Raw genomic sequence first — 11,294 nt, 5'->3', positions numbered from 1 at the left:
TCGATCAAAACGACTCGACTCGCTCAGTAAAGCCACATCGATAGGTGCTGTTTTCGCCTCTATCGAACCGAGGGTAGGTCACACTACCCTCGGTTTTTTTATTGTGTTAGATACTGATGAATCGATAGGCGAAAAGAGCGAAGACCGCGTCTCGGTGGGAGCATGCATCGCTTTGAAATGCGCCGCGCCATAGGGCGATATCGTTCGGCCCGGTTTGGGTCTTTCAGGGCAAGGGGATCTCGAAACGAATCCCGATCCGGTCTTTGGAGGAATCGATTCGCCAGAGTCGGTCATCGGAGGAGGGATCGAGCAGAGTCGCCCCCGGTGACGGGGCTTGCATTTCATCGAGCAGCCAAGCCACGGCGGCCAAGGTCAAAACGGCGGCTCCGATGATCAAGTACACATCGTCCAACTCCGATTCATCCTGCGGGTGGCAGTGCAATCCGACCAATCGCCCGCCCGATGTCACCGTATGACAATCGTTTTCATCGAGCACGCCATCGTGCGAGAACGCAGGGGTGTATGGAACCGACAGCATCATGGCCAATACGACTTTGCTGAGTCTCGACATCGTTATATCTCCTTATGGAAAGCGACCATTGGCGGTAAATCTCGTTTCGATTGACGGTGGCGATTGTCGATGGAAGGCGGGCGGAAAGTTAGCCGAGGGCTTTTCATCGGTTTTTTCCGATGATTTTTCGCAAAGGGCGGATCTTTCGAGAAGGAATGCCTCGTCTTCCGATGTTATCCGTATTCGCTGTCCGATCGCCTCGTATTCGACCCTTTGGTCGACTATCGAATACCCGATCGTTATCCGATGGATGAGGACGGGGGCAACCGGTAACGGTCGGCTTTTCCATGGGATCCCGTTATAAGTCGGGATTTTCGAAAAGCATATATCGATATTTTTTTCATCGAGATCGATCGATGGCGATGGTCGATCTGGATTGTCGATCTCGATGATCGATTTCAATATCAATCGTTCATCTCCATGGCTCATCGTCTTGTTTTATCGGGCTTCGCTATCGTCTCGTTTCGTATCATCTCTGTCCAAGTCGAACTCGCTATGTAGCGTGCGTACCCCGAGTTCCAAGTATTTTTCTTCCACCACCACCGAGACCTTGATCTCCGAGGTCGAGATCATCAGGATGTTGATATTTTCCGCCGCCAGCGCTTTGAACATACGACTGGCAATGCCGGCATGGGAGCGCATCCCGACTCCGACCAGAGAAATCTTGGCGATCTTATTGTCGCCGATGATGCTGCTCGCTCCCCACTGAATTTTTCGCTCTCTCGTAATTTGCAATGTTCTTTCGAAGTCGTTGCGATTGACGGTGAAAGTGAAATCGGTGGTTCCGTCGACTCCGGTGTTTTGCACGATCATATCCACTTCGATATTTTCATCGGCGATGGGGCCCAAGATCGAAAAAGCGATCCCGGGCTTGTCTTGTACACCCAAGACGGTGATTTTGGCGGCATCGCGCTCGAAGGCGATACCGGAAATCAGGGGTTGCTCCATATCCATATCCTCGGATTCGGGGCCGATCAGAGTGCCCGGCCCTTCATTGAAAGAGGAGAGCACTCGCAGGATCACGCCGTATTTACGGGCGAACTCGACCGAGCGAATTTGTAGCACCTTCGCTCCCAAACTCGCCAACTCCAGCATCTCCTCGAAGGTGAGAAAGTCAAGCAGTCGCGCTTGCGGCTCCACGCGCGGGTCGGTGGTGTAAACGCCGTCCACATCGGTATAGATGCGGCATTCATCGGCTTCCAAGGCGGCGGCCAACGCCACCGCGGTGGTGTCGGAGCCGCCGCGCCCCAAGGTGGTGATATTGCCGCTCTCGTCGATCCCTTGAAAGCCTGCAACCACGACGACCCGTCCCGCTTGCAGATCCTCACGGATGCGCCGGTCCTCGACGCTGACGATGCGCGCCTTGGTATGCGCGCTATCGGTTCTGATATGAACTTGCGAGCCGGTATAGGAGCGGGCGGGGCAGCCGATGGCATGCAAGCGCATGGCCAGCAGGGCGATGGTGACCTGCTCTCCGGTCGAGAGCAGCACATCGAGCTCGCGCGGATGGGGGGTGCTTTGGATGCCGCGGGCGAGCCCGAGCAGCCGATCCGTCTCCCCGCCCATCGCCGAGACCACGACCACGACATTCGATCCGCTTTCGCTTAGTTGCCGGATCCTCTCGGCAACGTGGATGATGCGCTCGATATTCCCGACGGAGCTGCCCCCGAATTTCTGGACGATCAATGGCATGGGCCACACTCACGGCTTGTCGGATGCATTTAGGGTCTTCCGGTTCCAATTAAAGTTGCGAATTGAGGTCATGATTGGGTTCATTGAATCGATATCGATGATTGATTCGATCGCCACCTCGATCGCCGACTCGACCGTTCGAGCGAAGGATGCCCGCCGATGAATAGCCCATAGATAGCCGATGAATGGCCGATGGATAAGCCGATCGATAAAGGTGCCAAGGCCGCATCACCCGACTCGCTCTTGCACCCATTCGCCGACGGAGCGAAGCGCTTGATCCAGACCGGAGGGGTCGTTGCCTCCCGCTTGGGCGAGGTCCGCTCGCCCGCCGCCGCGTCCGCCGACTTGGGATGCGACATGATTGGCCAGATCCCCGGCCTTGATGCGGTCCGTGCAGTTCCGGGTCACCCCGGCAACCAAAGAGACCTTGTCGCCTTTGGCGGTGGCGACCACCACCGCGGCGGTGCCCAAGCGCTCTTTGAGCCGATCCACGATTTGGCGCAACGATCCGATATCGGTATCGTCGATGCGGGTGGCGAGAACCTTGATCCCCGCGATATCCACCGATTGAGCGGCCAGCGCATCCCCTCGGGTGCTGGCGGTTTGGGCTTGCAACTGCGAAAGCGTGCGCTCGAGTTCGCGGTTGCGAGCGACCAAGGCCTCCAATCGCTCCACCGCCGCCTCGGGGGCGGCTTGGATGGTATCGGCGATCCGATCGAGTCGGTCCGTCATCGTTTGCACCCAAGCAAGAGCGCCTTCTCCGGTCAGGGCGACGATCCGACGCACCCCGGCCGAGATCCCTCCTTCGGAGACGATCTTGAACATGCCGATATCCCCGGCTCGGCAGACGTGGGTTCCGCCGCAAAGCTCGGTGGAATGATCCCCGATCGAAAGCACCCGCACCGGATCGTCGTATTTTTCGCCGAACAGAGCGATGGCCCCGCTTTGTCGGGCTTGATCGAGGGGCATGATTTCGGTGCGAGCCTGCGAGTTTTCCAATATCCAGCCGGATACCAAGGTCTCGATCCGGTGCCGCTCGTCCCGGCTGACCGGATGGGGGTGGGAAAAATCGAAGCGCAGGCGATCCGGCGCCACCAAAGATCCCTTTTGTTGGACGTGCTCGCCCAAGACGAGATGCAAGGCGGCATGCAATAGATGGGTGGCGGAGTGATTGCGAGCGGTGGCCGAACGCGCCGTCTCGTCGACACCGGCGAGCGCCTTGTCCCCCAGCGCGATACGACCCTTTCGCAGGGTGCCGACATGCACCGCCCCCTCGCCTTGTTTGCAGGTATCGACGACCTCGAATTCGAAGCCCGAATCGCTCGCAGGCGTCGATGCCGTGCTCTTAGAAGACCGGATCCATCCGCGGTCGCCGACCTGCCCGCCGGACTCGGCATAGAAAGGAGTCTTTTCAAGGACGACCATCCCTTCCTCGCCTTCCTCCAACGATTGCGTTTTTTCGCCCCCCCGCAGCAGCGCGACCACCACGCTTTCGTCTTCGAGCCGCTCGTAGCCGCAAAAGGCGGTGGCGATGTCGAGAGACTCGTCCTCGCGGGCCTTGAAGCGACTGGCGGCGCGGGCGCGGGCGCGTTGCCCTTCCATCTCGCGCTCGAAGCCTTGCAAGTCGATCTCCAGCGAGCGCTCGCGGGCGATATCCGCGGTCAGATCGGCGGGGAATCCATAGGTGTCGTAAAGACGAAAGACCGTCTCGCCGGGGATGGCGCCCCCTTCCAAGCCCTCGATGCTCTCCTCGAGGATGCGCATGCCTTGATCCAAGGTGCGGGAGAACTGCTCTTCTTCCGAGCGTAGAGTTTGTTCGATATGAGCCCGGCGGCGCACGAGAGCAGGGTAGGCCGCGCCCATTTCCGCTTCGAGAGCGGAGACCATGCGCCAGAAAAAGGGCTCGGCGGTTCCCAAGCGATGGCCATGCCGGATGGCGCGCCGGATGATCCGGCGTAGAACATACCCCCGACCCTCGTTGGCGGGGACCACGCCATCGGCGATCAAGAAAGCGCAAGAGCGGATGTGATCGGCGATCACCCGCAAGGATTTATCCTCCCGATCCGTGCTCTTGGTGATATCCGCCGCCGCGTCGATCAGATGAACGAAGAGGTCCGTTTCGTAGTTGCTGCGCACCCCTTGCAGAACCGCGGCCATGCGTTCAAGACCCATGCCGGTATCCACCGAAGGCCGGGGCAGGGGCTCCATCGCTCCCGAGGCATCCCGATTGAACTGCATGAAGACGAGGTTCCAAAGTTCGATATAGCGATCCCCTTCCTCGTCGGGGCTTCCCGGCGGGCCGCCTTCGACCTCGGGGCCATGGTCGTAATACACCTCCGAGCAAGGTCCGCAAGGCCCGGTATCGCCCATCGCCCAGAAATTATCCTTCTCCCCGCAGCGAGTGAAACGCGATCGGTCGATTCCGATCTCGTCGAACCAGATCCGCTCGGCTTCCTCGTCGTCTTCGTAGACCGTTACCCAGAGTTTGGCGGGGGGCAGGCCCAAGACTTCGGTCATCAACTCCCAGCAGTAGCGGATGGCTTCTTGCTTGAAGTAGTCGCCGAAACTGAAGTTGCCGAGCATCTCGAAGAAGGTGTGATGGCGGGCGGTGTACCCCACATTATCGAGATCGTTATGCTTGCCGCCGGCCCGTACGCAGGGTTGGGCGGTGGTGGCGCGAGAATAGTTGCGTTTTTCGGCCCCGAGAAAGACATCCTTGAATTGCACCATCCCCGAGTTGGTGAAGAGCAAGGTGGGGTCGTTGCCGGGCACCAAGGGGCTGCCGGCAACGATCTCGTGATCGCGCTTGTGAAAGTAATCCAGGAAGATGCGCCGAAGTTCGTTACTGGTCATCGGGGATTCTCGTAATGGATATCAATGGATCGAAACTGAGGCCGAAGCGGGCTTTGAAACTTCCTTTGATCGAAATGTCCTTCGAAAAGCCCTTTGCAGGTTCGCTCTTCGGGGTTCTTCGATGCTCATCAAAGAGATTGACATCAAGAAGGAAGATAGACGAAGATGGCATCGGTTTTTTTGCAAGGGTTTTGGATTTCGAAGCGATGAGATGATTCATAAGGGCCGGACGAGTCTGCCGGTCGGGACGATTATCCCGCCATCAGAAATCGTCGAACGACATACCCAAGACCGCCCGGATATGGTCTTTGATAAATCCGCGTCTTTCCAAAAAACGGGCTCGGCGGGCCCAATCGGGATAGTTGTCCGGGCGCTCCTCGCCGAAATGACGCCGATGAGCCGTGGCCGCTAGATCGAACCAATCCTTGGCCCGCAGGTCCACCGTTCCTTCCGCAAGATCGTCCCCGATGCCGCGCTCTCGCAATTCATCGAGGATGCGCAGCGGGCCATATCCGCGCTCTTTCCTCGATGCCGCATAACGCTCCGCGAAGCGCTCCTCGCTCAATAGCCCTTGGCTTTGGATTCGATCGAGCACCTCGCGAATGGCATCGAGCGGACTTCCCTTGGCTGCCAGTTTGCGTTCGAGTTCGGCCCGTGCATGTTCGCGGCGGGCCAGCAAGTTCAAGGCCCGTCGCCGGATATCGGCCAGTTCTCGCTCGGTGGACGATGTGTCGAGAGATAGATCGAGAGATGGATCGAGATCGGCACTTGGCTCGGCGGTGTCCGAATCGGCATCGAAATCGAGGAAGGCGTTCTCTTTCGCCTTCGCAGGCACCCTTGCCAAGTCTTCTGGCAAGGTATCGGGAGAAGCATCGGGCGAGCGGATATCGGGATTCGACCCGCCATCGCCGCCGGGTCGCTCGGGGGAATGCCGAGCATCCCCCGACAAGACTCGTTGCCGGATCGCGGCCATATCCGGTTCGGGCGGCGCTTGGTGAGCGGCGAGAGAATCAGACTTCAACCTTTTCCCCGACATTCTTTTTTCCGGCGCCGGACGGGGCATCAGCGGTGCCTGCCGCTTGCGCTTCGGGATTCGACGGGCGATCCGGCAAAAGGATCGCTCGTATCTTGCCTTCGATATCCTGTGCCACCTGCACATTTTCCTTGAGAAAGTCTCGGGCGTTATCCCGACCTTGTCCTAGGCGAGCCCCGTCGTAGCTGTAATAAGAGCCCGATTTCTCGATGATCTCGTGCTTGACCCCGAGATCGATCAGCTCTCCCTCGCGCGAGATTCCCTGTCCGTAGAGGATATCGAACTCCACCTGTCTAAAGGGCGGAGCCACCTTGTTTTTGACCACCTTGACCCGGGTTTCATTCCCCACGACTTCGTCTCGCTTCTTGATCGCCCCGATCCGACGGATGTCGAGGCGTACCGAGGCATAGAATTTGAGCGCGTTTCCGCCGGTGGTGGTTTCGGGGCTGCCGAACATCACCCCGATCTTCATGCGGATCTGGTTGATGAAGATGACCAAGGTATTGGAGCGCTTGATATTGGCGGTGAGTTTGCGCAGGGCTTGGCTCATCAAACGGGCATGCAGGCCGACATGCGAATCCCCCATCTCCCCTTCGATTTCCGCCTTGGGGGTCAAGGCGGCGACGGAGTCGACCACCACCACATCGACGGCTCCCGAGCGCACGATCATGTCCGCGATTTCGAGCGCCTGCTCGCCGGTATCCGGTTGCGAGACCAGCAGTTCGTCGACATCCACCCCGATCTTTCGTGCATATTGCGGGTCGAGGGCATGTTCGGCATCGATGAATGCCGCCGTCCCACCGGCCTTTTGCGCCCGCGCGATGGCTTCCAAAGTCAAAGTGGTTTTACCCGAGGATTCAGGTCCGTAGATCTCGACCACCCGACCCCGGGGTAGGCCGCCCACCCCGAGAGCCATATCCAAGCCGATCGATCCGGTGGAAACGACTTCGATGTCGCGCTCGATACTCTCATCTCCCATGCGCATGATCGCGCCTTTGCCGAACTGACGCTCGATCTGGGAAAGAGCCGAGCCGAGAGCCTGTTTCCTGCTGTCGTTCATACCGGGAATCTCCTATGATGGACCGATTTTTTCCGCAAGCGAGGGGAAAACCGAAAAGAAAGCCGAAAAGAGCGAAGCGCAAGCGAGACGAAGATCCGAGACGAAGATCGATGCGGGTCGATGCAATCCGAATCGATTCGACCCTAAGTGCGCTTATCAGCAACGAGCGCGCAAGTCATCGCTTGAAACCGAAATCCCAACGAGCATCGCCCTTGAAAACTCAAGCCCCGAAACAATCAGGCCGAGCAATCCCTAAGACGATGGCAGTAGCCGATAATGATACCCGCAATGCCCCCGGTTTGTCGGTGCGTTTTGGTCCCGATATCTATCCGGATGCCCATCGATCGAGTGTTTTTTCGTCCTATCGCTTCCAAGCAACGAATCGATCGCCCCGATAGCGGCTAAATAAAGTCATCGGATGCCCTAGCCGGGCTCCTTGCTTCGCCCCCGCCGATCTCGAAAAAACGCCAAAAGCATCCGCGCCGACTCATCGGCCAGCACCCCGCCTTTGACCACCGGACGATGGTTGAGCCGACCGCCGCCGAGCACATCGAAAACGCTTCCCGCCCCGCCCCAGCGCTCATCCAAAGCCCCGAAGACCACGCGAGCGATACGGGCATGAACGATAGCCCCGGCGCACATCACGCAAGGCTCCATCGTCGCATAGAGAGTCGCCCCGGTCAGCCGATAATTCCCGACCCTCGCCGCCGCCTCCCGCAGTGCCACGATCTCGGCATGCGCCGTAGGATCACAAGCCCCGATAGGAGCATTCCCCCCACTACCGACCATCGCCCCACCGAGCACCACGACCGCCCCCACCGGCACCTCACCCATCCCCGCCGCCCGATCGGCCAGGTCCAGCGCTCGGCGCATCCAGTATTCGTCGCTCTCGTCAGCCATCGATCGTAGCCCACTCAGGATGAAGGGTTTTTTCTTATCCTACCTTCGACCTTCAGAATCTGCTGAACATCGATAAGATGCTTTTCCCCGAAGCGGATCGACTTCTCTTCTTGTTCTTGGCCAAGATCCAATCTTACGCGCAATTCCTTACGCAATTTCTTTGCGGTTTTGATATCCAAGTTTACGAGATCGTTCCAGATGCGCTGACGCTGACTCTCATTCTTATCCTTTTTAATGAACTCTTTGAATTTTGCCGCGCACAGTGGACAAAGCGCAATATGCGCCGCTTCGTGTTCTTTGGAGAGATCATCGAATATCTGTACCGCTTCGAAATAATACTCGTTATCTCTTCCCCGAAAAGGCTTCGCATCTTTATTCTCGCAGATCTGACAAAACATCACTGCTTCGTTCGTGTAGAATTCCCGGAGATATGCTTTTTTGTCTCCAATAGGAGTCGAAGTTCTAACATTCCGTATTCTCTCTTCAGTTTCCTTGTAGGGTGCTTCATCGGCACGTTTCATTGCGCGATGTGAACGCCGTTCAGGGTTAGATGATGGGTGATCGGGAAAGGTCGATTTTGCTCTCATTTCCTCCTCAGCAATCTGCTCTTCGATCCGTTGCCGTGCGTCCGAAGGCATACTTTGTAATCGGCGAGCAATATCCAAAGAACTAACATCCAAGCCCGCTTTTTGAGCGAGACCATTCAGCTCGCTTCCTATCATCTCGAGATGGCTTGCCAAATCATCGAAACGCTCGAATTCGTCCGGTAAGTCATCTAGTGAGAGATCGCTTGGTTTATGAAACACACCCTTTTTATCGGGTAACCAAGCATTGGATGAGAGCATCTCTCCCATTTTTGAGAGAATTATCTTAGGCTCACTATCAATATAGTCCTTATTGGATGACTCTTGAACGGATCCTCGAAAATGTTTTTGAAAAGGATATGCAATATTTTCCCATATAAATAAACTACGACTGATATTTGGATGTTGAACAGCAAAATCCAATTGATCCACCCAGAAATTCGGATCGAATCCATTAAGTCCTCGTTTATGGAATCCATAATCTTTATGCACTATGATATGACCTCTTCGGTCGACTTCTCTCTCGTAGATTATAATATTATCATGAACTCCTAGATTCAAAAACATATCGATCTCTTCCTTGGAATATCTCTCATCTAAAAACCACGCATCGGGATTATCTTCCAAATATATCTCCAGATTAGGATTTCTTGAATAGGTTTCATAAGGTAGAGTGCGTGCTTTTTCACCAGTTGCATTTTTAGCATATAGGAAGTAGCTATTCTTCAGCTTATTAGTCAAAATTTTTCGACGTTCCATTGAGTCCACCTGAAGAGCCTGAATAATCAGAGAGATGTGATTTACATGGTCGCTATCTGATATCTCTACCTCATCAGGTTCATAAAGCGGAAGAATGTGTTCTATTACTTCGCTGGTAATATCAGGCTCCTTTACTCCCAATCGTACAAAAAATTCCCGCGCATCGTTATCTTCAATTAGATTTTTCTTTATACAAGGTAAGCCATCGGCTGACTTTTGAGGTAGATAAATTGCAACGGAACCATCGGCCTCGAATGCCTTTACCTGGCGGTTATCTTCCAGACGAACGAATGGCTGATATCTCATCGCCCCGCCAGAATCCCACCGATAAAGCGATCGAGGTGCTCGCCATAGAGCTTCTTGTCTAAGGAGGAATTTATATAAATTCACAAGCCAGTCATCGGATTGTCTTTCAAAAAATTCAGGGGTAACTCGCTGTGAAAAATTCTCCGGGTTGATTTCCTCGATTCCCAGTTTTTGCATCAGATATTTTCTCAATTCCGGAGTTCGATCTTCTGTAATCTCTCCGCTTAACCACTGCAACCTATCGATTTCCTCTATGGAGTGAGTGTCTCCGTAGATATCTGTAAGTTGACTTGATGAAAGAATGTTTCTAACATCTTCCCCGCGCCCGATCTTAGCATTGGAAGCATTTACATAGCCACCAGAATCAGTGGGTAGAAATTCTTTTTCCATCAGAGATTTTGCCACGGAATCATATAGATTTCGAAACATACTATCGGGAGGAAAATCTTTTTCTATGATCGGCATCGCCTCAAGAACGGATACACTAAGGAGTTTCATGGATTTTAGATGGCGCAATGACTCGACAACCAGCATGGCCGATTTTTCCAGAAGATAGGCATTCCAATGATTGTCCTTTGGGATATTGTCCCTTGCAGGGGTTGTTATATAAGGTCCTTGAAGCAAAAATCCAAGTCTTGTATCTTTTTCCGTTGCAAAGAAAACAAAAAGAGGAGAATTATGAAGACATATAATAGATTCAGATTTTTTGATTTTATTCTTCCCTTTACTCTTATCCTTTATTTCCTGACCTTCGATTTTATAGGCAATTTCGATCGGCTTGATTGGATTTCCGTCAGGATCATTGATATTCTTTTCAAAAACGAGCCAAGACTCTTCTTCTTTATAGTTGTTATGGTTTCCGACGATGGTTATATGACGAGAATGTTTTCTTCTTTTAGAACTTCGAATATAAATCCCCGATTCACCCTCGTCTGTTTTCCATTCGATTTCTTCAATGTTTCTTAGAAATAGTAGTGTGCGAACATTAAGAGTGATCAAGCGATGGACGATTTCATTATATGCTTTTTCAGATGGAATCGATGGTAAATCAAAAGGAAAAATAAATTTTGTTGTCCACGGCGATGAGATTTTAATTTCTTTTTCCTTGGAAGGTCGGACGTAAAATTCAATACGAAAATTTTCGTCTCCGCAGTGAATTCTCGGAGATGATGTATAAGCGTAGACGGATTTAAAGCCAATTCCGAATTTTCCGATTTTGGTTAGATCGTCCGATTTTGTCCCCTCTCCTATGCCGCAAATTCCGCGTATATCTTCCTCATCGAAGGGTGTTCCATCATGCAAGAATTCAAGTCGATCTTTGTAGAGATTAAACCGAACTCGTTTAGCGTCCTTATCCTCGGCGTTCTGCAGCAGCTCGTAAATGAAATGTGTACGATCGCTATATAGTCGACCAAGAAATTCAAGATGTCTGGTTCCTTCGCCATATTGCTTGATATTTTGCTTGCAGATCTCATTGTAGTTGCTAGCCATTGATGCTCTCCGGTGTCAAAACGATTACCCCATACGCTAAGGGGT

The 11,294-nt window shown here is 53.9% G+C and carries 8 protein-coding genes; 1 reads left to right on the top strand and 7 read right to left on the bottom strand.

Annotation, left to right across the window (positions count from 1 at the left end):
• Positions 1–193, top strand: a 193-nt coding sequence (locus BF99_RS23865) for a hypothetical protein (RefSeq protein WP_231471461.1), incomplete at its 5' end; no start/stop codon positions are given.
• A gap of 30 nt (positions 194–223) precedes the next feature.
• On the opposite strand, the gene BF99_RS0118895 is transcribed toward BF99_RS23865, so the two are convergent.
• The 7 genes from BF99_RS0118895 to BF99_RS0118840 all read right to left on the bottom strand — a co-directional run bounded on the left by BF99_RS0118895 (position 224) and on the right by BF99_RS0118840 (position 11,249).
• Positions 224–571, bottom strand: a complete 348-nt coding sequence (locus tag BF99_RS0118895; RefSeq protein ID WP_025772427.1) for a hypothetical protein — start codon at positions 569–571, stop codon at positions 224–226.
• A gap of 438 nt (positions 572–1,009) precedes the next feature.
• On the bottom strand, positions 1,010–2,263 hold the full coding sequence (locus BF99_RS0118885) for an aspartate kinase (protein WP_025772424.1): 1,254 nt from the start codon (positions 2,261–2,263) through the stop codon (positions 1,010–1,012).
• A gap of 228 nt (positions 2,264–2,491) precedes the next feature.
• A complete protein-coding gene (gene alaS / locus BF99_RS0118875) occupies positions 2,492–5,116 on the bottom strand; it encodes an alanine--tRNA ligase (RefSeq protein WP_025772422.1) in 2,625 nt (874 codons plus the stop codon).
• Positions 5,117–5,378: 262 nt separating this feature from the next.
• The gene (locus BF99_RS23860) at positions 5,379–6,137 is read right to left on the bottom strand and encodes a regulatory protein RecX (RefSeq protein ID WP_231471460.1); all 759 of its coding nucleotides are present in this window, start codon (positions 6,135–6,137) and stop codon (positions 5,379–5,381) included.
• A complete protein-coding gene (gene recA / locus BF99_RS0118860) occupies positions 6,127–7,209 on the bottom strand; it encodes a recombinase RecA (protein ID WP_025772416.1) in 1,083 nt (360 codons plus the stop codon). The genes BF99_RS23860 and recA overlap by 11 nt, the downstream gene beginning before the upstream one ends.
• Before the next feature lie 423 nt (positions 7,210–7,632).
• A complete protein-coding gene (gene tadA, locus BF99_RS0118845; protein ID WP_038099060.1) occupies positions 7,633–8,109 on the bottom strand; it encodes a tRNA adenosine(34) deaminase TadA in 477 nt (158 codons plus the stop codon).
• A 14-nt stretch (positions 8,110–8,123) separates the two neighbouring features.
• Positions 8,124–11,249, bottom strand: a complete 3,126-nt coding sequence (locus BF99_RS0118840; protein WP_025772410.1) for a sacsin N-terminal ATP-binding-like domain-containing protein — start codon at positions 11,247–11,249, stop codon at positions 8,124–8,126.
• Positions 11,250–11,294 lie beyond the last annotated feature (45 nt).

Source organism: Thioalkalivibrio sp. HK1 (assembly GCA_000583135.1).
In the GTDB taxonomy this organism is placed as follows: domain Bacteria; phylum Pseudomonadota; class Gammaproteobacteria; order HK1; family HK1; genus HK1.
This window is presented reverse-complemented; position numbering and strand designations above follow the sequence as displayed.